The organism is Bradyrhizobium sp. HKCCYLR20261 (assembly GCF_051168435.1).
Taxonomy (GTDB): domain Bacteria; phylum Pseudomonadota; class Alphaproteobacteria; order Rhizobiales; family Xanthobacteraceae; genus Bradyrhizobium.
Window position 1 is genome coordinate 73,315 of the sequence record NZ_JBNPUZ010000013.1, and the last position, 25,848, is coordinate 99,162.

Here is a 25,848-nt window from a genome sequence, read left to right on the forward strand (position 1 = left end):
GCGCGGAGTGAACGCGCAAAAACTGCAGGTATCGGGCTGTGCCTGTCTGGCCTGATCTTGCACTTAACGAAGGGTGAAAGATCGCGAAGCGGTCGCGCCCCGCATCTTGAGGGAGCGGAGCTGGAAAATCGGCCAAAATCAGGCGGCTACCCCTCGATTTGGCGAGTTTTGCGGTCGAAGCGGGCTTGTCCCGGTCGGCCATGTCTTGCAAGAAGGGCCGGTGATTCGCGGCCGCTTGCCTCCGGGCGGGCGCGGCGGAGCCCCCTTTGAGACGAGACGCCCCATGAGACTGCCGCGCGAAATCGGACCCATCCACTTCGTCGGGATCGGCGGCATCGGCATGAGCGGCATCGCCGAGGTGCTGTGCAATCTCGGCTATACGGTGCAGGGCTCGGACGCCTCGGACAATGCCAATGTCGCGCGCCTGCGCGAGAAGGGCATCACCGTCAGCGTCGGCCACAAGGCCGAGAACGTGGCGGGCGCCGACGTCGTCGTGGTCTCGACCGCGATCAAGCGCGACAATCCCGAGCTGATGGCGGCGCGCGCCCAGCGCATCCCCGTGGTGCGGCGGGCCGAGATGCTGGCCGAGCTGATGCGGCTGAAGAGCTGCGTCGCGATCGCCGGTACCCATGGCAAGACCACGACGACGTCGATGGTCGCGGCACTGCTCGACGCCGGCGGGCTCGATCCGACCGTCATCAATGGCGGCATCATCAATGCCTATGGCACCAATGCGCGGCTTGGCGGCGGCGAATGGATGGTCGTGGAAGCCGACGAGAGCGACGGCACCTTCCTGAAGCTGCCGGCCGATGTCGCGATCGTCACCAATGTCGATCCCGAGCATCTCGATCATTTCAAGACTTTCGATGCCGTGCAGGACGCGTTCCGCGCCTTCGTCGAGAACGTCCCGTTCTACGGCTTCGCCGTGATGTGCATCGATCATCCGGTGGTGCAGGCCTTGGTCGGCAAGATCGAGGACCGCCGCATCATCACCTACGGCGTGAACCCACAGGCCGACGTCCGCCTGGTCGATCTGGCGCCGACGGGCGGCAGCTCGTCGTTCAAGGTCGTGTTCCGCGATCGCAAGAGCGGCGCGACGCACGAGATTTCAGACATCGTGCTGCCGATGCCGGGCCGGCACAACGCCTCGAACGCGACGGCGGCGATCGCGGTGGCGCGCGAGCTCGGCCTGTCCGATGACGCGATCCGCAAGGCGATCGCCGGCTTCGGCGGCGTGAAGCGGCGCTTCACCCGCACCGGCGAATGGAACGGCGTCACTGTCATCGACGACTACGGCCATCACCCCGTCGAGATCGCTGCCGTCCTGAAGGCCGCGCGCGAATCCACCAACGGCAAGGTCGTCGCCGTGGTGCAGCCGCATCGCTACACAAGGCTGCAATCGCTGTTCGAGGAGTTCTGCACCTGCTTCAACGATGCGGATGCCGTGATCGTCGCCGACGTCTATCCGGCCGGTGAAGCGCCGATCGAGGGCATCGACCGCGATCACTTCGTGCTCGGCCTGCGCGCCCACGGTCATCGCGACGTGCTGCCGCTGCCCAAGGCCGCCGACCTCGCCGGCATCGTCAAGGACCTCGCCAAGCCGGGCGATCTCGTCGTCTGCCTCGGCGCCGGCAACATCACGCAATGGGCCTACGCGCTGCCGAACGAGCTGAAGGCGCTGGGCTAGTGTTGGTACGCGAGCTGGCAACGGCACGGCGCTCTCGGCTCTCTTCCCCCTTGTGGGGGAGAGGTGGAGAGGGGGGTACCACGAACGCCGGCGTATGCGGTTCACCCCCCTCCCTGACCCTCCCCCACAAGGGGGGAGGGAACGGAAAAAGCGGAGCGTCCCTGACGATCTCGGGGCGCGAACTGAAAGGCGCGCAGTGACCTTCCCCGACATCACGCCCGACCTGAAGGCCGCCATGCCCGAATTGCGCGGGCGTCTGCTCGCCAATGAGAGCCTCGCGCCGCTCACCTGGTTTCGCGTCGGCGGACCGGCGCAGGTGCTGTTCACGCCAGCCGATGCTGACGACCTCGCCTACTTTCTGAAGCATCTCGCCGCTGATCTGCCGGTCTACGTCATCGGCGTCGGCTCCAACATGATCGTCCGCGACGGCGGCGTGCCGGGCGTGGTGATCCGGCTGGCGCCGCGTGCGTTCGGCGAGGTCAAGGCCGAGGGCGACATCGTCACCGCCGGCACCGCCGCGCTCGACAAGCGCGTCGCCGAGGTCGCAGCCTTAGCCAATCTCGCGGGCCTCGAATTCCTGTTCGGCATTCCCGGCACCATCGGTGGCGCGTTGCGCATGAATGCCGGCGCAAATGGCGGCGAGACCAAGGATATCCTGGTCGAGGCGACCGCGATCGACCGCCAGGGCGAGACGCATCGCTTCACCAATGCCGACATGAAGTTCACCTATCGCGCGAGCGGCACAGATCCCTCGCTGATCTTCACGGCAGCGCGCTTCCGCGGCACGCCGTCCACGCCGGACGCGATCCGCGCGCGCATGGCCGAGGTGCAGGCGCATCGCGAGACGGCGCAGCCGATCCGCGAGAAGACCGGTGGCTCGACCTTCAAGAATCCGCCGGGCCATTCGGCCTGGAAACTCGTCGATGCTGCCGGCTGCCGCGGCCTCAAGGTCGGCGGGGCGCAAGTGTCCGAGATGCACTGCAACTTCCTGATCAACACCGGCAGCGCCGCCGCCGAAGATATCGAGACGCTCGGCGAGACCGTGCGCGAGCGGGTCAAGGCCAACTCCGGCATCGAGCTGCAGTGGGAAATCAAGCGGATCGGACTCAAGGCGAGCTGAAGCTCTGCGTGTTCAAGTGAAGTCCTGGAGTCCGCGACCACGTTTTGAGATCAACCGAGAAGCCATTGATGCGCACCACGATTCTGTTCGGCGGCACCAACAAGGAACGCCTCGTCTCGGTCGCCAGCGCCAAGGCGCTGCACGCCGCGTTGCCGGAAGCGGACCTCTGGTTCTGGGACGCCGACGACAGCGTGCATCAGGCGAGCGGCGCAGCGCTGGTCGCGCATGCCAAGCCGTTCGAAGAGCCGTTCACGGCCGACGGCGCCAGGATCGGGATGCTCGTCGAGGCGCTCGATCGCGCCCGCGCGGACGAGCGACTGCTGGTGCTCGGACTTCATGGCGGTCGCGCCGAGAATGGCGAGCTTCAACTGATGTGCGAGCTGCGCGGGGTGCCGTTCACCGGCTCGAGCTCGGCGTCCTCCCATCTCGCGTTCGACAAGGTTGCCGCGAAGCGCTTCGCCGTGCTCGGCGGCGTCACCGCGGCCGAGGGTGTCGCGCTGGAGGATGCCGAAGCCGCGCTTGCGCGCTACGGCCGCCTGATCGCCAAACCGGTGAAGGACGGCTCCAGCTTCGGGCTGATCTTCGTCAACGCCAGGCAGGACCTCGTCGCCGTCAAGGCGGCGGCCGCAACCGAGGAGTATCTGATCGAGCCGTTCGTCACCGGGACCGAGGCGACCTGCGGCGTGCTCGAGCAGAGCGACGGCTCGCTGATCGCGCTGCCGCCGATCGAGATCCTGCCCGCCGATGGCGCCTTCAACTACTTCGCGAAGTACCTCGCCGCTGCCACGAAGGAGATCTGTCCGGGACGCTTCAGTCCGGAGGTTACGGCGGCGCTGCAGACCGAGGCGATCAAGGCGCATCGTGCCTTGTCATGCGGTGGCTACTCGCGGACCGACTTCATCGTCTCGGCCCACGGCCCGGTCTATCTCGAGACCAACACGCTGCCGGGCCTGACCGCCGCGTCGCTCTATCCCAAGGCCCTGGCCGCGCAGGGCATCGCCTTTCGCGACTTCCTCGACCAGCAGGTCGCCTTGGCCGAGCGTCGCCTCCACCGGTGAGACGTTCGATAGGCGCCCGCAGGAACCCGGCCCGGCGTGCTCTCCGGTGGTTCCCGTGACCTGTAAAATGCTTAAGAATTCCGGGCAAGGTCCTCAGAAATCGGAGAAAAAAATCGTCTCTCCGGGCCTATTTTACTTTTTGTTTACCAGGACGTCCGAAGGTTAACGCTGGCGCTCCAGTGGTGCCCGGCTGCCGGAATGAGTGCTGTCGTGACGAAACGCATCGCCGTGGTCACCAGCGTCAGGGCGGAGTCGGGACCGAGGCGCGCGGGTCCGCGACGTATTTGCGGGCGCAACAGTTGATGAGCTCGTGCAATGGATGGTGCAGGACGCCTCGCTCGATCGCAGAGGCCTCAAGCTGACCTGAAAGCCGCTGCCCTTGGCGCGGCAATCCTGCTGCGCGAGTATGTCTCAGCCCGTCTTCCCCGCCTCAAGCTGCCGCGAGGACGTAAGAAGGACACGCGCCGAGATCGTGCGCCGATGCCGGTTGCCATGGCGCCGCTGGTCGAGCGCGAGGCGCCGCCGCGCATCGTCGACTTCGTCGAGCGCTATGTGCCGCGCCGGCTCGGCACCGTCGCCACGGTGGCGCTGCTGTTCGGCAGCGTCTGGCTCGGCATCGTCAAGGGCGGCCACGCGCAGGATGTCAGCGCGGCGCTGTCCGACACCCGCAATTCCCTGGCCAATGCTGCCGGCTTCCGCATCACCGCCGTCGCGATCAACGGGCGCAAGCAGCTCACCCAGGACGAGATCCTCGCGATCGGCGGCGTCACCGGCCGCTCCTCGCTGCTGTTCCTCGATGCCGCCGCCGTCCGCGACCGGTTGAAGGCCAATCCCTGGATCGCTGAAGCGACCGTACAGAAGTTCTTCCCCAACCAGCTGCAGATCGACATCGTCGAGCGCAAGGCGTTCGCGCTGTGGCAGCAGGACGGTCGTCTGTCGGTCATCGCCGAGGACGGCGCCGTGCTCGAACAATATGTGTCGCGCCGCTTCCTGACCTTGCCGCTCGTGGTCGGCAAGGGCGCCGAGAGCCGCGCGCGTGATTTCCTGGCGCTGCTCGCGCGCTATCCGCAGGTGCGCGCGGTGACCAAGGCCGCGGTGTTCGTCGGTGAGCGCCGCTGGAACCTGCGCACCAAGGACGGCCTCGACATCCGCCTGCCGGAGAACGACGTCGGCAACGCGCTGGCGACGCTCAGCCAGCTCGACCAGGAGGACAAGCTGTTCTCGCGCGACATCGTAGCGATCGACATGCGCCTGTCCGACCGGCTGACCGTGCAGCTCTCCGAGGACGCCGGCAAGGCGCGCGACGAGCTGTTCAAGGACAAGAAATCCAAGAAGAAAGCCGGTGACGCATGACCGGCTTCGATCGCCAGACTCCGAAGACGCGTCCGATGGGCCAGAAGCGCACCGCGCTGGTGGCCTCGCTCGACGTCGGCACCAGCAAGATCGCCTGCATGATCGCGCGGCTGAAGCCGGCGCCGCCGAGCGATGCGCTGCGCGGCCGGACCCATGCGGTCGAACTGATCGGCTACAGCCAGATTCAGTCGCGCGGCGTCAAGGCGGGCGCCGTGGTCGATCCCGTCGCCTGCGAGCAGGCGGTACGGCAGGCGGTCGCGCTGGCCGAGCGCATGGCCAAGGTGCGGGTCGAATCCGTGCTGCTGCCGGTCGCGGGCGGCCGCGTCATGGGACACCTGATCGAGGCGACCTCCGACATCCGCGGCGGCGCCGTGACGCAGGCCGATGTCAGCCGCGTGACATCCACCGGCATGCATCATGCGACCGGCGAGGGACGGGCGGTGCTGCATGCCCTCCCGGTCGGCTACACGCTGGACGGGGTGAAGGGCATCCGTGATCCCCGCGGCATGCTGGCCCGGCAGTTCGGCGTCGACATGAATGTCGTGACGACGGATGCCACCGTCGCCAAGAACCTGATGCTGGTGGTCGAGCGCTGCCATCTCAATGTCGAGGCGATGGCGGCGAGTCCGTATGTCGCAGGACTCTCCGTCTTGACCGACGACGAGGCCGATCTCGGCGCGGCCGTGGTCGAGATGGGCGCGGGCACGACGACGATCGCGATCTATTCCGGCGGCCGCTTCGTCCATGCCTCCGGATTTGCGCTCGGCGGGCATCACGTGACCATGGATCTTGCGCGCGGACTATCAGCGTGCATTGCAGATGCCGAGCGAATCAAGACGTTATATGGCACGGTGCTGACTGGCGGGTCCGACGCGCGTGAGTTGATGTCTGTTCCGACGGCCGGTGACAACGAGCGGGATGTTCCGCAGATCGTGTCCCGCGCCACCATCGCGAACATCGTCAGGCACCGCGCAGAGGAGATTTTTGAAATGGTCCGCGACCGGCTGAAGGATTCGCCCTTTGCGGCAGAACCCAAGGCGCGCGTCGTCCTCAGCGGAGGCGCCTCCCAGCTGACGGGTCTGGTCGAATTGGCGACGCGGATCCTCGACCGCCCGGTGCGCGTCGGCCGTCCGCTCGGCTTCGGCCGCCTTCCCAACGAGGCCAAGAACGCCGCCTTTGCGGTGCCCACCGGGCTCCTGGTCTATCCGCAATACGCGCATCTCGAACATGTCGAACCGCGGCATACGCGGCAGGTCGGGACAGGAACCGACGGCTACTTCGGAAAGGTCGGGCGATGGCTACGCGAGGGCTTCTGATGACCGCTGTCCGTCCCCACAGATTTTCACCAACACCACCCACGGCCGGCGGCCGGGGCGAACCCACGCGCGCGTGATCGAGAGGCAATCATGGCACTCACTATTACCCCTCCTGATATCCACGAGCTGAAGCCCCGGATCACCGTGTTCGGCGTCGGCGGCGCGGGCGGCAACGCCGTCAACAACATGATTACGGCCGGCCTGCAGGGGGTCGACTTCGTCGTCGCCAACACCGACGCGCAGGCGCTGACGATGTCGAAGGCGCAGCGCATCATCCAGATGGGCACGCAGGTGACGCAAGGCCTCGGCGCCGGCTCGCAGCCGGACGTCGGCGCGGCCGCCGCGCAGGAGGTGATCGACGAGATCCGCGATCATCTCTCGGGCGCCAACATGGTGTTCGTGACCGCCGGCATGGGCGGCGGCACGGGCACGGGCGCTGCGCCCGTCATCGCCAAGACCGCGCGCGAGATGAACATCCTCACCGTGGGTGTCGTCACCAAGCCGTTCCACTTCGAGGGCGCGCGCCGCATGCGCACCGCGGAGTCCGGCATCTCCGAGCTGCACAAGGTGGTCGACACCTTGCTGATCATCCCGAACCAGAACCTGTTCCGGGTGGCCAACGAGAAGACGACGTTTGCCGACGCGTTCGCGATGGCTGACCAGGTGCTGTATTCGGGCGTCGCCTGCATCACCGACCTGATGGTCAAGGAAGGCCTGATCAACCTCGACTTCGCCGACGTTCGCGCCGTCATGCGCGAGATGGGCAAGGCGATGATGGGCACCGGCGAGGCGTCGGGCGAGAAGCGCGCGCTGACCGCGGCCGAAGCCGCGATCGCCAACCCGCTGATCGACGACTCTTCGATGAAGGGCGCCCGCGGCCTGTTGATCTCGATCACCGGCGGCAAGGACCTGACGCTGTTCGAGGTCGACGAAGCCGCGACCCGCATCCGCGAGGAGGTCGACCAGGACGCCAACATCATCGTCGGCGCCACCTTCGACGAATCGCTCGACGGCCTGATCCGCGTCTCCGTCGTTGCCACCGGCATCGAGCAGGCGCAGTTCAACCGTGGCGTCACGACGACTGCACAGCCGGCGGCGGCTGTCGCTCCGATTGCCGCCGCCCCGACCGCTCACGCGGGTCTTCCTGAAAGCCGTCTCGCCGATCTGACGGCGCGCCTCCGCGCCGACAACCAGCGGCTGGCGGAACGCGCGGCCAAGCTCGAGCAGCAGGCCTCGCAGGCTCCGGCCGTCGCCCAACCGGCGCCCGCGCCGGTCGCCCCCGCGCCGCGCCCGGCTCCGAACCTCGAGCGCGACACGCTCGCGGCCGTGGCTGCCGCCATGGCGAGCGAGCCCGCGCCCGCTCCCGCTCCGGTTCCGACCGCGGCCTCCTATGGCGATGTGACCGTGCGTCCGATCGCTCAGAAGCCGTCGCTATTCCCCGAGCCGGAAGCCCAGCGCGCCGCGCCGATCGAACCGGCCGCGCCGCCGGAGACCTTCATCCCGCAGGCCGCCGAGCGGGTTCCGTCCCGCGCGCCGCGCATGCCGAAGTTCGAGGACTTGCCGATGCCGGCCCAGGCCGAGATCCGGCAGGCGCGGGGTGACGAGGGCGAGGAGCATCCGCAGAAGACGCGGATGTCGCTGCTGCAGCGTCTCGCCAATGTCGGCCTCGGCCGACGTGACGAGGAGAGCGAGCCGCCGATGACGGGCCGAAACGCTGCTCCGGCGATGCCGCAGATGCCGCCGCTGCCGGAACGCAAGCCGCAGCGGAGCGTTAGCCAGCAGGTTGCGAGCCACGAATCGCCTGTCTCTGAATATGCCCGCCGTCCCGCTCCGCAGGGTCTGGACGTCCATGGCCGTCCCGCGCCTGTGGCCCCCGCGCCACAGGGCGACGACCATTTGGATATCCCGGCCTTCCTGCGCCGGCAGGCAAACTGAGAATTGTTACAGCCCCGATGGCGCTGAACAGGCCCGGCTCGCGAGAGCCGGGCCTTTTTATTAGGCACAAAGGGACTCGAGTTGGTCGCTCAACTAACTGATTTTAAATGATTAATTATTCTTTCGGTGTTTGGATGGGGAACGGGGAGGGTTAAGGCCACGTTCCAGTTTGGTTAAGCCTTGGCGCGAATACGGCAGAGATGGGGTAACAATCCGTAAAGAAGCGTGAGTTGGCGCTCTTTGGGGCCCTCGTTAAGTTCTGCCGTGACTTGGGGATGCCTGAAAGTGAGTCGGTTCGCGAGGGGCGGCCGATAGGGGTTCAGGCGGGGTCTTGGGCGATCGTCGATGAAATTCAGCCGGCAAACAACGCTTCGTTCGCAAGCCACCGTCACGGGTGTGGGCGTCCATTCAGGTGCGCCCGTCAGCCTGACCATCGGGCCTGCGCCGATCGATGCGGGCATCGTGTTCCTTCGTAGCGGTCTTGAAGGTCCCGACCGCGAGGTTCAGGCCTCGTTCGGTTCGGTGATCGCCACGGAACTCGCGACGGTCCTCGGTGATCGCAACGGCCCGCTGGTCTCGACCGCCGAGCATGTTCTCGCCGCACTGCGCGGCATGGGTGTCGACAATGCCCTGATCGAAGTCGACGGTCCCGAAGTTCCGATCATGGACGGCAGCGCTGCGCCGTTCGTCGCCGCCATCGACCAGGCCGGCATCATGACCCAGTCGGCGCCGCGCCGGTACATCCAGGTGCTCAAGCCGGTTCAGGTGACGATGGGCGCCTCTTCGGGCGAACTTCGTCCCAACACCTCCGGCTTCCGCGTCGAGGTCGAAATCGATTTCAGCAATCCCGTCATCGGCCGCCAAGCCTATCATTTTGAGCTGAGCCCCGAGCGTTTCCGCCGCGACATCGCCCGCGCCCGCACCTTTGGCTGCATGAGCGACGTATCGCGTCTCTGGAGCGCTGGTTTCGCGCTCGGCTCGTCGTTCGACAACACGCTGGTGTTCGACGAGGAGCGCCTGCTCAATCCGGAAGGCCTTCGCTACGCCGACGAATGCGCCCGCCACAAGGTGCTGGACGCGATCGGCGATCTCGCGCTGGCTGGTCTGCCGATGCTCGGCACCTACCGCTCCGTCCGCGGCGGTCACAAGCTCAACCACGCCGTTCTGACCGCCCTGATGGCCGATCGGACCGCGTGGCGTCTGGTCGAGGGTGAGACGGTGCGCCGTCCCCGCGTGGCTGCCGAAGTCGTCGGCGGCATGGTCGGTGGCATGGTCGCCCCGGCCTACGGTCCGGACGTGTCCTGAGCGACCTCAGCCTGCGTCTGCGTGGAACGACTCAGGACGAAGCAAGCGCCGGATCGGCTGGCGCTCAGCGATCGACGCTGTTGCCTGCGGCGTTTTGACTCCCTCGTTTTCTCGTAAATGTTTGTTGCCGGTCACATCCTTCGTCAGGAGGATGGGCCTGCATATTGATGTTTTCCAACGGCTTCTCGGGCAGTAACCACGATCCGAGGCGGCAGCCTCGGTGTCGCCTTAATCCGGGCGGATTGGCTTCCTATGCGGTTGGTTGACGAAGTGTTTTCGGCTAGAGAGGCCGGGCCGGCGTGATGCGGGCAACCGGCAGAACTCTTCCTTCGCGGTCATGAGACGATGGTCATGATGCGCGGCGTAGATCAGATCACAGGCATCGGGTTCCAAAGAAGCATGTCGAACCAGCGTCTCACGCGCGAAATCCGTCAGCCCGCAGCCCGCATCGGCCAGTTGAGGCTTGCGGCATCCTTGATCCTGCTGGCGCTGCCGCTGAGCGGCTGCGGAACCGGCGGTCTCTGGGACAAGTTCCTGGCCAAGGACGACACCTTCGTCGATGAACCCGCGGACAAGCTCTACAATGAGGGCTTGTACATGCTGAACGAGAAGAAGGACGTCAAAGGCGCGAACAAGAAGTTCGAGGAAGTCGACCGGCAGCATCCTTATTCCGACTGGGCGCGCAAATCCCTGCTGATGTCGGCCTATGCGTCCTACCAGGCCGGCGACTATGACGGCTGCATCGGCGCCGCCAGCCGTTACGTGACCTTGCATCCCGGCAGCCCTGACGCCGCCTACGCGCAGTACCTGATCGCGGCCTCGCATTACGACCAGATCCCCGACATCAGCCGTGACCAGGGCCGGACCGAGAAGGCGATCGCCGCCCTCGAAGAGGTCGTGCGCAAATATCCGACCTCCGAATACGCCACCAACGCCAAGGCGAAGATGGAAGGCGCCCGCGACCAGCTCGCAGGCAAGGAGATGGATGTCGGCCGCTACTACATGCAGAAGCGCGACTACACCGCCGCCATCAACCGCTTCAAGACGGTGGTGACGCAGTACCAGACCACCCGCCACGTCGAGGAAGCGCTGTACCGGCTGACCGAGGCCTACATGACCATCGGCATCGTCGGCGAGGCGCAGACCGCGGCAGCGGTGCTCGGGCACAATTTCCCGGACAGCAAGTGGTACAAGGACGCCTACAATCTCGTGAAGTCGGGCGGCGTCGAGCCCGAGGAGAACAAGGGCTCCTATATCTCGCGGGCGTTCAAGAAGCTCGGGCTGGGGTAATCGGCGGGTTAGCCGGCCAGAGGGATCATCTGATCGATCCCCCTTTGTTCTCAATTCTTGTTTTGTTCTCTTTTTGCTGCTAGCATCGAGTCGTTCGCTCAGGGGCATCCTGCCCCGTTACGAAGGACTTCGGTTCCATGCTGGCGCGACTGTCGATCCGTGACATCGTCCTGATCGAACGACTCGATCTCGAGTTCTCCGATGGGCTTGCAGTGCTGACCGGCGAGACCGGCGCCGGCAAGTCCATCCTCCTCGACGCATTCGCCCTGGCGCTCGGCGGCCGCGGCGATGCCAGCCTGGTGCGGCATGGCGCCGACCAGGGGCAGGTCACGGCCGTGTTCGAGATCGGCAAGGACCATCCGGCCGCCCGGATCCTCGCCGCCAACGGGCTGGATGCCGACGGCGAGATGATCCTGCGCCGCGTCCAGTATGGCGACGGCCGCACCCGGGCCTTCATCAACGACCAGTCGGTCAGCGTGCAGACCTTGAAGGCGATCGGCGCCACCCTGGTCGAGATCCATGGCCAGCATGACGAGCGCGCCCTGGTCGATGCCGCCACCCACCGCCGTCTGCTGGATGCCTTCGCCGGGCTGGAAAAGGATGTCGCGGGTGTCGAGACGCTGTGGGCCGCGCGCCGGACCGCCGTCACGGCGCTCGACCAGCACCGCGCCGGCATGGAGCGCGCGGCGCGCGAGGCCGACTATCTGCGGCATGCCTCGGACGAGCTGAAGAAGCTGGCGCCCAAGGAGGGCGAGGAGACGCAGCTTGCTGCCCGTCGCACGGCGATGATGCAGGGCGAGAAGATCGCGGGCGATTTGCGTGACGCCCAGGACGCCGTCAGCGGCAACCAGTCGCCGATCGCAGCGCTGGCGGCCGCTGTGCGGCGCCTGGAGCGACGTGCGGTGAGCTCGCCGGCGCTGGTGGAGCCGGCGGTGAAGGCCATGGATGCCGCCATCAACGCGCTGGAGGAGGCCGACCAGCATCTGACCGCGGCACTGGCGGCGACCGATTTCGATCCGCTGGAGCTGGAGCGCATTGAGGAGCGACTGTTCGCGCTGCGCGCCGCCGCGCGCAAATACTCCACGCCCGTGGATGGGCTCGCGGCGCTGGCCGCCAAATATGCCGCCGACGTCGTGCTGATCGATGCCGGTGCCGAGCAGTTGAAGAAGCTCGAGGCCGCGGCGGCTGCGGCAGACGGGCGCTATGCGGCGGCTGCCGCCAAGCTCTCGGCAGCCCGCACCAAGTCAGCGGAGAAGCTGAACCGGGCGGTTCATGCCGAGCTCGGTCCGCTCAAGCTCGAACGCGCCAAGTTCATGACCCAGGTCGACAGCGACGCCGATGCGCCGGGGCCGGAGGGTATCGACCGCGTCGAGTTCTGGGTCCAGACCAACCCGGGAACACGGCCGGGCCCGATGATGAAGGTCGCCTCGGGCGGCGAGCTGTCGCGGTTCCTGTTGGCGCTCAAGGTGGTGCTCTCCGACCGCGGCTCGGCGCCGACCCTGGTGTTCGACGAGATCGACACCGGCGTGGGCGGCGCGGTGGCGGACGCCATCGGCGCCCGTCTGGCGCGGCTCGCGCACGGCGTCCAGGTCATGGCCGTCACCCATGCCCCGCAGGTCGCGGCGCGAGCCGACCAGCATCTCCTGATCTCCAAGGACGCGCTCGACCGCGGCAAGCGCGTCGTCACCCGCGTCAATACGCTTGCCACCCTGCACCGCCGTGAGGAAATCGCCCGCATGCTGGCCGGCGCCGAGGTCACCGCCGAAGCCCGCGCCGCCGCTGACCGGCTGCTGGAAGCCGCGGCGGCGTAGGTATCGAGGAACGAGCCGATCGCTTTTGGCTCCGGCGCGCGCATTGTGTAAACCGTCATCGCGGACGGCCTTCGGGCCGTCCTGAATTTGACGAGCAGACAGCGCACAGCATGCCCAAGACAGCCAAACCCAAGACGCCCATCGACGTCGCCGATCTCACCAAGGCGCAGGCCAAGGTGGAATGGAAGCGGCTGGCGCTGGAGCTCGAAACCCACGACAGGCTCTACTACCAGGACGACGCGCCGAAGATTTCGGACGCGGCCTATGACGAGCTGCGCCGCCGCTTCAACGCCATCGAGACGCGCTTTCCCGAGTTGGTCAGCACCGAATCGCCGTCGCAGAAGGTGGGCGCAGCACCCTCGGGCCGCTTCAAGAAGGTCCGGCATGCGGTCCCGATGCTGTCGCTCGACAATGCCTTCGCGGAAGAGGACGTGCGCGACTTCGTTGGCCGCATCGCGCGGTTCCTCAAGCTCGCCGATGATGACCGCATCGATTTCTCCGCCGAGCCGAAGATCGACGGGCTGTCGATGTCGCTGCGCTACGAAGGCGGCGAGCTTGTCACTGCGGCGACCCGCGGCGACGGTGCGGAGGGCGAGGACGTCACCGCCAATATCCGCACCCTGAAGGACGTGCCGCAGAAGCTGCACGGCCGCAATCTGCCTGACATCTGCGAGGTGCGCGGCGAGGTCTACATGACCAAGCAGGCGTTCCTCGCGCTCAACGAGCGGCAGAAGGAGGCCGGCGACACCATCTTCGCCAATCCGCGCAACTCCGCCGCCGGCTCGCTGCGCCAGAAGGATCCGACGATCACCGCGTCGCGCCCCCTCGGCTTCTTCGCCTATGCCTGGGGCGAGATGAGCGCGATGCCGGCGGAGACGCAGAGCGGCATGATCAAATGGTTCGAGCATTGCGGCTTCACGACCAACCCGCTGACCAGGCTCTGTCACTCCCTCGAGGAGCTGATCGCGTTTCATCGCTCCATCGAGGAGAAGCGCGCCGAACTCGACTACGACATCGATGGCGTCGTCTACAAGGTGGATCGCATCGACTGGCAGGAGCGGCTCGGCTTCGTCTCGCGCACGCCGCGCTGGGGCATCGCGCACAAATTCCCGGCCGAGCGGGCCATGACCGTGCTCAAGGACATCGAGATCCAGGTCGGCCGCACCGGCTCGTTCACGCCGGTCGGCAAGCTGGAGCCGATCGGCGTCGGCGGCGTCATCGTGCAGAACGTCACCCTGCATAATGAAGATTACATCAAGGGCATCGGCAACAAGGGCGAGGTGCTGCGCGAAGGTCGCGACATTCGTATCGGCGACACCGTCGTGATCCAGCGCGCCGGCGACGTGATCCCGCAGGTGGTCGACGTCCTCATCGACAAGCGACCCGCGGACGCCGAGGAATTCCACTTCCCCAAAAAATGCCCGTGTCCGCTGCACACCGACGTCGTGCGCGAGGAGACCGCGGCCGGCGAGGAGGGCTCGCGCGCGCGCTGCACCGGCGAGTTCGCCTGTCCCTATCAGAAGATCGAGCACCTCAAGCTGTTCGCCTCGCGCCGCGCCTTCGACATCGACGGCCTCGGCGAAAAGCAGATCCAGTTCTTCTTCGATGAAGGGTGGGTCAAGGAGCCTGCTGACATTTTCACGCTGCAGAAGCGGAACGCGAAGCTCAAGCTGGAGGAGGTCGAGGGTTACGGCGAGACCTCGGTGCGCAATCTCTTCAACGCCATCGACGCGCGCCGCGAGATCGCGCTGGAGCGCTTCATCTATGCGTTGGGCATGCGCCATGTCGGCGAGACCACCGCGCTGGCGCTCGCGCGCGGCTATGGCTCGTGGGAGTCGTTCCACGAGGCGTGCCTGAAGGTCGCCGCTGCCGACGAGGAGGCGATCGCCGAGATGGATGCGCTCGACCAGATCGGCGACACCGTGATCAAGAGCGTCGCCGCCTATTTCGGCGAGGACCACAATCGCGGCATCGTCGAGCGGCTGACGCGCGAGGTGAAGATCCTCGATGCCGAAAAGCCCAAGCGCAATTCGCCGATCGCGACCAAGACGGTGGTGTTCACCGGCACCTTGGAAAAGATGACCCGCGACGAGGCCAAGGCCACGGCCGAGCGGCTCGGTGCGAAAGTGTCGGGCTCGGTCTCGAAGAAGACGGACTATGTCGTCGCCGGTCCCGGGGCGGGCTCCAAGCTCAAGGATGCGCAGAAGCACGGCGTGCAGGTGCTGACCGAGGACGAGTGGCTGCAGCTGATCGGGGAGTAGCTGCTTCGCGCTGCCAGTCGTCGCGCAAGATGTCCGCGACACCCACAACTGTCATCATCCGCGAAGGCGGATGATCCAGTATTCCAGAGGCAGCAGTCGTCTGACCGAGGCGCCTCGGAGTACTGGATGCCCGCCTTCGCGGGCATGACACCGCTTGTTTGTTATGTACTGGCTCCGTCACCGGCTCGGGTATGACCTCACGGCGCGTGGGGGAGGACGCTCACATCGCGATGTCGCCACCGAACTCACATCACCCCGGCCTCATCCTCTTCCGCAGCTTCGATCAGCTCCTTGGTCACCGTCACGGACGTGCGCGGGACCAGGAAGATCATGCTGGCGGTGCAGGCGAGCGAGAGCATCAGGATCGCCGACGTCAGCGGCAGCGTGCTCGCGTAATGGCCGCCGAGATAGGCGCCGAGCTGCGACGTCAGCGCGCCGACGCCCATCTGCAGGAAGCCCATGGCGCCTGACGCCGTTCCAGCCGCGCCCGGCCGCACGCTGATCGCGCCGGCCGCGGAGTTGGCCATGACGGCGGCATTGGCGAACATGATCAGCATCTGCGTGCCGAACAGCACCGACGGCACCTGATTGAAGCCGAAGATGCTCCAGGTGAAGTTGAGCGCCGCGCCCGTGAGCTGCAATCCCAGTCCGAACCAGATCAGCCGGTCGAGGGAGTGGCGCGGCGCATAGCGCACGCAGAACAGATTCCCGACGAAATAGGCGAAGCCCGTTGTTGCGAACCACGCGCCATATTCCGCCGAGGAACGGCCCATCTGCACCTCGACGATGTAGGGTCCGCCGCCGGCGAAGGCGAAGATGATCTGCGAGGCCAGCACCTGGCACAGCATGTAGCCGAGGAAGGCGCGGCTCCTGACGAGATCAGCGACGTCGCGGCGGAAGCTCGCGCCTTGAACCCGGGCAGGGCGGGTCTCGGGCAGGGCGAGCGTCACCGCCGCTGCGATCGCGATCGACAATGCGGCCACGACGTAGAAGATCGCATGCCAGCCGAGCGCGGTCTCGATCAGTCCGCCGGTCAAGGGCGACAGCATCTGCGCGATCATCATGACCGCGACGACGAGGCTGATCATCGCGCCGATGCGCTCGCGTGGATAGAGATCGCGAATGATGGCGCGGCTGATCACCATGCCGCTGGCGCCGCCGAGCGCCTGGAAGAAGCGCGCCGCGATCAGTTGCGGCAAGGTGTCGGCAAAGATGCAGCCGAAGCTCGCGACGATCGAGAGCGCGAGGCCCGCGAGCATCACGGGGCGTCGCCCAAAACGGTCGGACAGCGGTCCAAGCAGCAGCTGCGAGATCGCGATGCCGATCATGTAGAACGACACCGTCATCTGCACGACCGAGGCGTCGCATCCGAATGTGGTCGCCAGCAGCGGCAGCGCCGGCACCAGCAGATACAGCGAGATCGGCGCCAGCCCGGTCATCACGACGAGCAGGATCAGCAGCGTGCGCGACGGAGCAGCGCGCGGTGGCGCGGCCACAGGCTGCCTGCTGATCATTCCATGCATCGGGAGTGTCGCTCAGATCGTTTCGAACACGATCGAATGTAGCGACCTTCCGCGCCGCGGAAATGCCTGTTTCCGCATGCGGCCATGCCCGCAGCGGCGGCTGTTCCGCGCTCCGCCGTCTGATGATGCAGATGCTGCCGCCCCCGGCGGCAGACCGTCCGCCGGTTGTGCAGGCCTTGCTGAGCCGACGCTAGAGCGGGGCGGTCGCTTGGTCGAGCCAGAGCTGATCAGCCTCGTCGAGCGCCGCGCGGATCGTCTCGCGCACCCTCGCGTGGTAGGCGTCGAGCCAAGCGCGTTCTTCGGCGCTCAGCATCGCGACATCGATCAGTCGCCGGTCGATCGGCGCCAATGTCAGCGCCTCGAACCCGTTCATCGGCTTCTCGGCCCCGGCCACCTCCTTCGCCACGACAAGCTCAAGGTTTTCGATGCGGATGCCGAACGCGTCGGTCTTGTAGTAGCCGGGCTCGTTGGACAGGATCATGCCGCGCTTCAGCGGCGTGGTGCCGAGTTTCGAAATCCGCGCCGGGCCCTCATGCACCGACAGATAGCTGCCGACGCCATGGCCGGTGCCGTGCTCGAAATCGATGCCGGCCTGCCACAGGAATTGCCGCGCCAGGGTGTCGAGCTGGGCGCCGGTGGTGCCGTCAGGGAAGATCGCGCGCGCGATCGCCAGGTGCCCGCGCAGCACCCGCGTGAAGCGGTCGCGCATCTCGTTGGTGGGCGTGCCCACGGCGATGGTGCGCGTGACGTCGGTGGTGCCGTCCTGATACTGCGCGCCGGAATCGATCAGCAGCAGGTCGCCGGGCATGATGCGGCGGTTGCTCTTGCGGGTGACGCGATAGTGTACGATCGCGCCATTGGGACCCGTGCCGGAGATGGTCGGGAACGACACGTCCTTCAGCGCGCCGGTGTCGCGGCGAAAACTCTCCAGCGCCTCGACGGCGTCGATCTCCGTCAGCGTGCCGTGGGGCGCCTCGCGATCGATGAAGGCGAGAAAGCGCGCCAGCGCCACGGCATCGCGCTGATGCGCCCGCCGCGTGCCGTCGATCTCCACCGTGTTCTTGGCGGCCTTGAGCAGGCTGACCGGATCGGCGCCGCGCACCGGCTTGCCGCCCGCGCCCTGGATCAGCCGCGTCAGCGCGTCGGCCGCCGTGGCGCTGTCGAGCGCGATCGTCGCACCTGTTTGCGCGAGCTCGCTCAGGCGCGGCGTCAGCCCATCGGGCTCGGCCACATCGGCGTTCTGCTCGAGATGATCGCGGGTGAGGTTCGACAGCTTGCGGGAATCGATGAAGATCGTCGGGCGCCCGGTCTTCGGTACCAGCGCATAGGAGATCGGCAGCGGCGTGTGCGAGACATCCGCGCCGCGGATGTTGAAGGTCCAGGCGACGTTATGTGAGTCCGAGAGCACCAGCGCCTCGACGCCGAGCCGCTCGATCTCCTTGCGGATGCGGTCGAGCTTCTCGGCTTCGGTCTCGCCGGATAATTCCGTGCCGTGGATGGACACTGCGCCGAGCGGCGGCAGCGGGCGCTCGGTCCAGACGCTGTCGATCGGATTGCTCTCGACCGCCACCAGCTCGGCGCCGGCCTTCGTGCAGGCGGATGCGAAGCGCTCGGCGGCGGCGGTGGTGTGCAGCCAGGGATCGAAGCCGATGCGGTCGCCAGTCTTCAGGTGCGCGCTCAGCCAGCTTTCCGGCGGCGGTTCGATCAGCGATTCCACGCGCCATGCCTTGCCGTCGACCTGCTTGCCGGCCTGCAAGGTGTAACGACCATCGACGAAGATCGCGGCCTCCTGCGGCAGCACGATCGCAAGGCCCGCCGAGCCGGTGAAGCCGGTCAGCCACGCCAGCCGCTCCTCGGAGGGCGGCACATATTCGTTCTGCTGCTGGTCGGCGCGCGGCACGATGAAGCCGGTGAGCTTGCGCTGCGCCAGCTCCTCGCGGAGCGCGGCCAGTCGCGCCGTCAGCGCCACGCCGGTTTCGGGTTCTTCGAACGTCTGGAACAGAGCTTCGAACATCGGTCTCATACTTTAGGCGTGAATCTCGACTGCGGCGGATACTCCACCACGCAGCGGTGCAGTGCACGAAGAATCTCCTTGCATTCGCCTGTGCAAAAAGATTTGCTGTCTTATGCCGGTCATCCGAAAGAGATGCGGCGAGGAAACGTGCGGATCAGACGACCAAGATCGTAATGATCATCCACGGTCGCGCAATCCGGGGAGTGCCTCAACTCAACGGCGAGGGGATGCACAATGCCTGCTTTTACCTTCGAAAAACTTTCGGCGCCGACGCCTCCGGCTGCGGCCACCGTACCCGTCCAGAAGCCGCGCAGCGCGCTGGCTGAACTCGTCAACCGTCTGGTCGAACCTCGCATCCGACGCGGGGCGCGCGCCGCATCAGACCAGCGCCCGCAGCCGGGCGGTCAACCGAAGACGTAATTGCGCTCGTCTTCCGATGATCAGCCCGCCGGCTGGTCGCGACGTGATCTCATCCCTTCAGTGCTGCTGCTTCCTGAGCAGCAGGCTGCTCCAGCCTTCGATCTTCAAGTGCCGCATCGGAACCAGTCCGCGCGCGCGATACGCGGCGGCGACCGCGCGCGCCTGCGGGGTCAGCAGGCCGGAGAGGATGACGAAGGCGCCGGGCGCCAGATGGCGCTGCATGGGGGAGGCCAGCTGCCGCAGCGGATTGGCCAGGATGTTGGCGAGCACGAGATCGAACGGACCCTGATGGGCAAAATCCGCCGCGGCAAAGCCGGTGGCGCGGATCACGCGTACCAGCGGACCTGCGCCATTGAGGCGGGCGTTTTCGCGCGCCACGACGACGGAGGGCGCGTCGATGTCGCTTGCCAGGATAGGGCGATGCGTGGCCTTGGCCGCGGCGATCGCCAGCACGCCGGTTCCCGTGCCGAGGTCCAGCACCCGCCGCGGAGCGTGTGCCTTCAGCACGTGATCGAGCAGCAGCAGGCAGCCGCGCGTCGTGCCATGATGCCCGGTGCCGAACGCCAGCGCCGCCTCGATCTCGATTCCGAGCTTGTTGGCCGGAACGCGCGCCCGGTCATGGCTGCCATGGACCAGGAAGCGGCCGGCTGGCACTGGAACCAGGTCGTCCAGGCTGGCTTTCACCCAGTCCTTGGCCTCGACCACTTCGAAGCTGAGACTTTGCGCCGCCTCGGCGCCGGCGGCCCCGCCGACGAGCTCTCGGACCAAGTCCTGGTCGGGCGGGTCGGCGAAGTGCACCGTGACGTCCCAGCGGCCGTCCGGCCGTTCGAAGGCGGCAACGGCCGCGTCGCCCTCGAAGAACACCTCCGTCAGCACGTCCACCGCCGGACGCGCGGTCGCTTCATCCGGCACGGTGAAGCTGGCCTTGTGGGTCGCGGGCGTCAGGGCTGAGGTCATGAAGCGGGTTCCGGCTGATTTCACGGCGTGGTTAAGCAATCTCACCGCGAGCGCAAGCCCTTATGCCCCAAAATGCCTCCGGCAGGCGCAGCCAACGGTTGTATTTTGGCTTCGGAATAACTCGGCTAAAAGTCGCGCCGCAATTGGCGCAAATAACGCCGCAACTTGCCTGCGGCAAATTATACCAACTTTAGGTTTTGAGCGCTTAGGGTTCCCGCGTTGGGAACCGGCTGTCCTCGGTTCCCGGGTTGGGAAACGAGGTTCAGATGAAGATGCTTTTCTTGAAGTTCTTGCGCGATGACTCCGGCGCCACCGCCATCGAGTACGGCCTGATCGCGGCGGGCATTTCCCTGGCGATCATCGCCGCCGTCAACGGGCTGGGCTCCTCGCTGAGCAGCAAGTTCGAATCGATCAATACCTCGCTGAAGTAATTTTTCGGCCGAGCGCGGCGTTCTCGAAAACCGGGCCCTTGGCCCGGTTTTCTGTTGTTGGCACCTTGTCGACAGCGAATACCCAAATTCTTCACAGGGATATCCACCGGTTTGCGAACAAGGCGCCCGCAGGATTGGCCGTCGCCCGTTCACCGCGTTTCCGCAGCTCTGTGCACAGCCTATCCACCGGTTGTCCTCAGCCGAACAGCCCGCGATGGTCGGCCAGAAGCGCCTGCGCCGCATTGTGCCCCGGCGCACCGGTGACGCCGCCACCGGGATGGCTGCCCGAGCCGCAGTGGTAGAGTCCCTTCAGCGGCGAGCGATAATCGGCGTGTCCGAGCATCGGCCGGGCCGAGAACAGCTGGTTCAGCGTCAGCGCACCGTGGAAGATGTCGCCGCCGAGGAGGCCGAACTGCCGCTCCAGGTCCAGCGGCGACAGCGCCTGCCGGCCGATGACGCTGGCGGCAAATCCCGGGGCGTAACGATCGACGGTTGCGATCATGAGGTCGGCGACCTCGTCGCGGTGATCGTCCCAGGAGCGGCCATCCGGCAGCTCCGGCGCGACATGCTGGCAGAACAGGCTGGCGACGTGCTGGCCGGCAGGGGCCAGCGTTGGATCGAGCGTCGAGGGGATCAGCAACTCGACCACGGGATCCCGGCTCCAGCCGTGGGCGCGCGCGTCGAGATAGGCTTTGTCCATGTAGCCGAGGCCAGGCGCCAGGATGATGCCGGCGGAGAGATGGTCGCCGTCGCCCGGGAGGGCGCTGAACGAGGGCAGGCGGCTCAGCGCCACGTTCATGCGGAAGGTGCCTGAGCCGTTGCGCCAGTTGCGGATGCGGCTCAGAAAAGCCTCGGGCAGGGCGCCTGTCGGCACCAGCCGCGTATAGAGCAGCTTGGGATTGACGTTGGCGGCGACATAGCGGGCGCGAAGCGAGCGGCCGTCATCCAGCACGACGCCGACAGCGCGGTCGCGTTCGACGATCACCTCGCGCACGCCGCAGTCGACCTCGACGAGCGTTCCGAGCTCCTTGAGGCTGCGCGCCATGGCCTGGGTGATCGCGCCCATGCCGCCGATGGCGTGACCCCAGACGCCCTTCTTGCCGTTCACCTCGCCAAAGGCGTGATGCAGCATCACATAGGCCGAACCGGCGGCGTAGGGGCTGGCATAATTGCCGACGATGGCGTCGAAGCCGAACAGCGCCTTCACCAGGTCGGTCTCGAAGATCTCGTCCAGCATCTCGCCGGCCGAGCGCGTGAACAGGTCGAGCAGGTCGCGCTGCTGCTCCAGCGACAAGGCGCGCAGCGTGTTGGCGGTGCCGAGCGCGTTGAAGGCCTCGCGGATCGCGGGCAGGCCGAATTGACCGACGAGATTGGGCGGCGCGCGCAGCACGAGGCTGCGCAGCACGTCCGCGATCGCCTCGAGCCGCGCCGAGAACGGGCCGATCATCTCCGCATCGCGAGGATTGAGGCGGGCGACGGAGGCCTGCGTGCGGCCTTCGCCGGTCAGGAGATAGCGGCCGTCGGGAGAGGGCAGGAAGTTCTGCGCGCGCCGCTCGACGATCTCGAGCCCGTGCTGATGCAGCTTGAGATCGGCGATGACGCGCGGGTTGAGCAGGCTCACCGTGTAGGAGGCGACGGAGTTGCGGAAGCCCGGATGAAACTCCTCGGTGACGGCGGCGCCGCCGACCACCTTGCGGCGTTCGACCACATGCACGCGCAGGCCGGCCATCGCCAGATAGGCCGCACAGGTCAGGCCATTATGGCCCGCGCCGATGATGATCACGTCGGTTTCGTTCATGTCAGCTTCAAACAGCCCTGATTAATGACCGGCGGGAGCCGCCTGCCAGGAACCTCGACGGGTGCTGTCGCCCCGGATCGCCGCCGCGTCAAGGGGAACTCGGTTTTGCCGCAGCGCCTCGCCATACCGCCCCCCGATCCGCTATGTGTCGTCTGCACGCGGCGGTCCGGCTCCTCGTCTCCGATGCCGGGCGCGCCGCTGCTGGAGTTGTCATGACCTCAATCGCCTCGTCCGCCGCCGTCGCCCAGCCGTCCGCCGCCCGCAACCGGCTGGTGCTCGTGGTCTATACCGCCGCTATCTTCGTCAGCGCGCTGCTGCTGTTCTCGGTGCAGCCGCTGTTCACCAAGATGGTGCTGCCGCGGCTCGGCGGCTCGCCGGCGGTGTGGTCGGTGGCGATGGTGTTCTTCCAGGCGCTGCTGCTGGCGGGCTACGCCTATGCCCACTTCCTGACGCAGTTGCGCAGCCGTGTGATCCCCGTGGCGATCCATCTGCTGCTGCTCGGCTTCGCGCTGCTCAGCCTGCCGCTGTCGATCGCCGGCCACTGGGGCGATCCGCCGACCTCGGGCTACGCGGTCTGGCTGCTCGGCCTGTTCGCGGCCTCGATCGGCCTGCCGTTCTTCGCGCTCGCCGCCAACAATCCGCTGCTGCAAGCCTGGTTCGTGCGCACGGGGCATCCTTCAGGGCCAGATCCCTATTTTCTCTATGCCTCCTCGAACATCGGCAGCTTCCTGGCGCTGTTGTCCTATCCGCTGCTGGTCGAGCCGATCTTCAGCCTGCGCACGCAGAACCTGATCTGGGCCGGCGGCTACGGTCTGCTGATCGCGCTGATCGCCGGCTGCGGCGTGCTGCTGCTGCGCTCGCCGGTGACGGTCGCGAGCCTGCTGCAGAACGACGTCAGTGACGCGCCTGCGCCGCGCTGGCTGCTTCGGCTGCGCTGGATCTTCCTGGCCGCGGTGCCGTCGGGCCTGCTGATCGCCGTGACCGCGCATATCTCCACCGACGTCGCCGCGGCACCCTTGCTGTGGGTGCTGCCGCTGTCGCTGTACCTGCTCACCTGGGTGCTGGTGTTCCAGTCTCGGCCGCTGCTGCCGCACAAATGGATGCTGGCGCTGCAGCCGCTGGCGATCGCCGGCGTCGTCGTGCTGCTCGCCTTCGGCGGCGAGCAGAACCTGGCGCTGACGCTCGGCGGCCACCAGCTCTGCTTCTTCATCATCGCGATGGCCTGCCATGGCGAACTCGCACGCACGCGGCCGCCGGCGAGATATCTGACCGGCTTCTATGTCGCGCTGTCGTTCGGCGGCATGATCGGCGGCCTGTTCGCAGGCCTGATCGCGCCCTTCACCTTCTCCTGGGTCGCCGAATATCCGATCCTGCTCGCGCTGGCGGCGTTGTGCCGCCCCACGGCCAAAGAGCGCCTGCCCAAGATCACGCGCTGGTACTGGATCCTGCTGGCGGTGATCGCGATTGCGCTGCTGGCGCCGGCCGGTATGACCGGCAAGGTCACGACCTATCTTGAGGATCATCGCGTCTGGGTCGCGGGGGCCGTCGGCGTGCTCGCGGCGCTGCTCGCGCTACTCTTGAACGGCGGCCGCTGGAAGCTGTTCGCCACCGCCGCGCTCGCGCTGGTGCTGATCCGCGCCTATCCGGCCGATGACGGCCGCGTCGAGACGGTGCGCAGCTTCTTCGGCGTGCACAAGATCGTGGTCACCTCCGACGGCCACTATCACGTGCTGATGCACGGCACCACGATCCACGGCGCGCAGAAATATCTCAACGCCGACGGCTCCAAGGTGACCGGCCGTCCCGAGCCGATCACCTACTACCACAAGGACGGCGGCATCGGCCGTGCCATCACCGCCATCCGCGAGCGCAAGGGCGGGCCGATCAAGGTTGCCGTGATCGGCGTCGGCGCGGGCACGCTGACCTGCGCCGCCGAGCCGGGCGAGGACTGGAAGTATTTCGAGATCGACCAGACCATGGTCGATACCGCCAGCGATCCGAAATATTTCAGCTACATCAGGAACTGCGCGCCCGACTTCAAGCCCGTGATCGGCGATGCCCGTCTGACCTTCGCCAAGGAGCCGGATGGCGTCTACGACCTCATCATCGTCGACGCCTATTCCTCGGATGCGATCCCGATCCATCTCGCCACCGAAGAGGCGATGGCGATCTACAAGGCCAAGCTGGCGCCGCAGGGCGCCGTGGCGATGCATGTCTCCAATCGCCACCTCGAACTCGAGAGCGTCGTCGTCGGCATCGCCGATGCCAACGATCTGAAGAGCTGGGTGTACAACGAGGACTCCGGCCGCGACGACGAGTACATCTTCTCGACCGACGTCGTCGTCAGCGCCCGCGAGGACGCCGATGTCGGCAAGCTGGCCTCGTCTCCCAAATGGACCGAGACCGAGCCGACCGACGGCGAGCGGGTCTGGACCGACGACTACTCCAACATTCTCGGTGCGGTGTACCGCCGGCTGCGCGACGGGGAATAGCGGCGCTTCCGCCACACATCCCGGCCTCCTTGTGAACGGGACCCGTCTCGCGGTTGCAGCATGCCGCGGAGCGTGTACTCTGCCGTGCATTGTTTGATTTATCTTTCGGATGGCCATGCGCGACAATCGAGTGCTCAGGGGCCGACATCTGCACCGGCTGCAGCGACGCCACTTCATCCTGTTCGACGTTCTGCCCTTCGTAGGTACCCTGGTGGCACTTGCGCTGCTGCTCGTGCGGCCGATCGGGGCGATGGAGCTCGGCCTGTTCGCGGTGATGTGGCTGATCACAGGCCTCGGCCTGACCGTCGGCTATCACCGCCTGTTCACGCACGGCGCGTTTGCGACGGCGGGCTGGGTGAGCAATCTCCTGATCATCATGGGCTCGATGGCGGGCAGGGGACCGATGATCTCCTGGGCGGCCATGCATCGCCGGCATCACGAACTGTCTGATCACGATGGCGACCTGCATTCACCGAACCTGCACGGCGATGGCTGGCGCGGGCGCTTGCGCGGGCTCGTTCATGCCCAGCTGACCTGGATGGTCGAGCACGACTATCCCAACGTCGCGCATTACGTGCCCGATCTGATCGCGCAGCGCAGCTGGGTCAAAGTCAACGGGTACTACTATGCGTGGGTGCTGCTCGGGCTCGCGCTTCCCGCACTTGCGGGCGGGCTGATCTCGCAGAGCTTGTGGGGCGTGCTCACCGGCTTCCTGTGGGGCGGCGTCGTCCGGATGTTCGTGGTCGAGCAGACGATGTCGGCGATCAATTCGCTCAATCACATGCTCGGCAGCCGGCCCTTCCAGACCCGCGGCGACAACAGCCGCAATCTCGGGCTGATGGCGTGGCTTGCCTGGGGTGAAGGCTGGCACAACAATCATCACGCCTTTCCCTATTCGGCGGCGTTCGGCCTGCGCTGGTCCGAATTCGACCTCGGCTTCCTGTTCATCAGGGCACTCGAGGCCGCAGGTCTCGCCTGGAACGTCAAGGTCCCCGCGCCGGAGAAGATCGCCGCGCGGATGACGATGCCGGCGTCCGAGGCCGCCGCCGATTACGGGCATGGCTGACCGTCATCGAT

General features: G+C 66.5%; 17 protein-coding genes. 13 read left to right on the forward strand and 4 right to left on the reverse strand.

What is annotated here, in order from left to right:
* The first annotated feature begins 283 nt into the window (after positions 1-283).
* From murC to ligA, 10 genes are all read left to right on the forward strand, one after another.
* Positions 284-1,687, forward strand: a complete 1,404-nt coding sequence (murC, locus tag ACQR1L_RS25405; protein WP_434860649.1) for a UDP-N-acetylmuramate--L-alanine ligase — start codon at positions 284-286, stop codon at positions 1,685-1,687.
* A gap of 196 nt (positions 1,688-1,883) precedes the next feature.
* On the forward strand, positions 1,884-2,807 hold the full coding sequence (gene murB, locus ACQR1L_RS25410) for a UDP-N-acetylmuramate dehydrogenase (RefSeq protein ID WP_434860650.1): 924 nt from the start codon (positions 1,884-1,886) through the stop codon (positions 2,805-2,807).
* 68 nt (positions 2,808-2,875) lie between these two features.
* Positions 2,876-3,865 (forward strand): D-alanine--D-alanine ligase family protein, encoded by a 990-nt coding sequence (locus ACQR1L_RS25415; RefSeq protein ID WP_434860651.1) that lies wholly within the window; start codon positions 2,876-2,878, stop codon positions 3,863-3,865.
* A 315-nt stretch (positions 3,866-4,180) separates the two neighbouring features.
* The gene (locus tag ACQR1L_RS25420; RefSeq protein ID WP_434860652.1) at positions 4,181-5,218 is read left to right on the forward strand and encodes a cell division protein FtsQ/DivIB; all 1,038 of its coding nucleotides are present in this window, start codon (positions 4,181-4,183) and stop codon (positions 5,216-5,218) included.
* Positions 5,215-6,534 (forward strand): cell division protein FtsA, encoded by a 1,320-nt coding sequence (gene ftsA / locus ACQR1L_RS25425; RefSeq protein ID WP_434860653.1) that lies wholly within the window; start codon positions 5,215-5,217, stop codon positions 6,532-6,534. Before ACQR1L_RS25420 ends, ftsA begins: the two co-directional genes overlap by 4 nt.
* 90 nt (positions 6,535-6,624) lie before the next feature.
* On the forward strand, positions 6,625-8,469 hold the full coding sequence (gene ftsZ / locus ACQR1L_RS25430; RefSeq protein ID WP_434860654.1) for a cell division protein FtsZ: 1,845 nt from the start codon (positions 6,625-6,627) through the stop codon (positions 8,467-8,469).
* Between the two features lie 345 nt (positions 8,470-8,814).
* Positions 8,815-9,774, forward strand: a complete 960-nt coding sequence (gene lpxC / locus ACQR1L_RS25435; protein ID WP_434860655.1) for a UDP-3-O-acyl-N-acetylglucosamine deacetylase — start codon at positions 8,815-8,817, stop codon at positions 9,772-9,774.
* A 399-nt stretch (positions 9,775-10,173) separates the two neighbouring features.
* On the forward strand, positions 10,174-11,064 hold the full coding sequence (locus tag ACQR1L_RS25440) for an outer membrane protein assembly factor BamD (RefSeq protein WP_434860656.1): 891 nt from the start codon (positions 10,174-10,176) through the stop codon (positions 11,062-11,064).
* Positions 11,065-11,201: 137 nt separating this feature from the next.
* Complete coding sequence (gene recN, locus ACQR1L_RS25445; protein ID WP_434860657.1) at positions 11,202-12,875, forward strand: DNA repair protein RecN; 1,674 nt, start codon at positions 11,202-11,204, stop codon at positions 12,873-12,875.
* Positions 12,876-12,985: 110 nt separating this feature from the next.
* Positions 12,986-15,136 carry an NAD-dependent DNA ligase LigA gene (gene ligA / locus ACQR1L_RS25450; RefSeq protein WP_434860658.1) on the forward strand — a complete coding sequence of 717 codons (2,151 nt, stop codon included), beginning with the start codon at positions 12,986-12,988 and terminating at the stop codon, positions 15,134-15,136.
* A gap of 245 nt (positions 15,137-15,381) precedes the next feature.
* Here ligA and ACQR1L_RS25455 read toward each other — a convergent pair whose 3' ends face one another.
* The 3 genes from ACQR1L_RS25455 to ACQR1L_RS25465 all read right to left on the reverse strand — a co-directional run bounded on the left by ACQR1L_RS25455 (position 15,382) and on the right by ACQR1L_RS25465 (position 20,050).
* Positions 15,382-16,659 carry a multidrug effflux MFS transporter gene (locus ACQR1L_RS25455; protein WP_434860659.1) on the reverse strand — a complete coding sequence of 426 codons (1,278 nt, stop codon included), beginning with the start codon at positions 16,657-16,659 and terminating at the stop codon, positions 15,382-15,384.
* 190 nt (positions 16,660-16,849) lie between these two features.
* The gene (locus tag ACQR1L_RS25460) at positions 16,850-18,673 is read right to left on the reverse strand and encodes an aminopeptidase P family protein (protein WP_434860660.1); all 1,824 of its coding nucleotides are present in this window, start codon (positions 18,671-18,673) and stop codon (positions 16,850-16,852) included.
* Between the two features lie 477 nt (positions 18,674-19,150).
* Positions 19,151-20,050, reverse strand: a complete 900-nt coding sequence (locus ACQR1L_RS25465) for a 50S ribosomal protein L11 methyltransferase (protein WP_434860661.1) — start codon at positions 20,048-20,050, stop codon at positions 19,151-19,153.
* 266 nt (positions 20,051-20,316) lie between these two features.
* Between ACQR1L_RS25465 and ACQR1L_RS25470 the strand changes: the two genes are divergently transcribed.
* Positions 20,317-20,481 carry a Flp family type IVb pilin gene (locus tag ACQR1L_RS25470; protein WP_434860662.1) on the forward strand — a complete coding sequence of 55 codons (165 nt, stop codon included), beginning with the start codon at positions 20,317-20,319 and terminating at the stop codon, positions 20,479-20,481.
* 196 nt (positions 20,482-20,677) lie between these two features.
* On the opposite strand, the gene ACQR1L_RS25475 is transcribed toward ACQR1L_RS25470, so the two are convergent.
* A complete protein-coding gene (locus ACQR1L_RS25475) occupies positions 20,678-22,279 on the reverse strand; it encodes a phytoene desaturase family protein (protein WP_434860663.1) in 1,602 nt (533 codons plus the stop codon).
* 212 nt (positions 22,280-22,491) lie between these two features.
* Between ACQR1L_RS25475 and ACQR1L_RS25480 the strand changes: the two genes are divergently transcribed.
* Positions 22,492-24,771 (forward strand): fused MFS/spermidine synthase, encoded by a 2,280-nt coding sequence (locus ACQR1L_RS25480; protein ID WP_434860664.1) that lies wholly within the window; start codon positions 22,492-22,494, stop codon positions 24,769-24,771.
* A 115-nt stretch (positions 24,772-24,886) separates the two neighbouring features.
* Positions 24,887-25,837, forward strand: a complete 951-nt coding sequence (locus ACQR1L_RS25485; protein WP_434860665.1) for an acyl-CoA desaturase — start codon at positions 24,887-24,889, stop codon at positions 25,835-25,837.
* Positions 25,838-25,848: the final 11 nt, after the last annotated feature.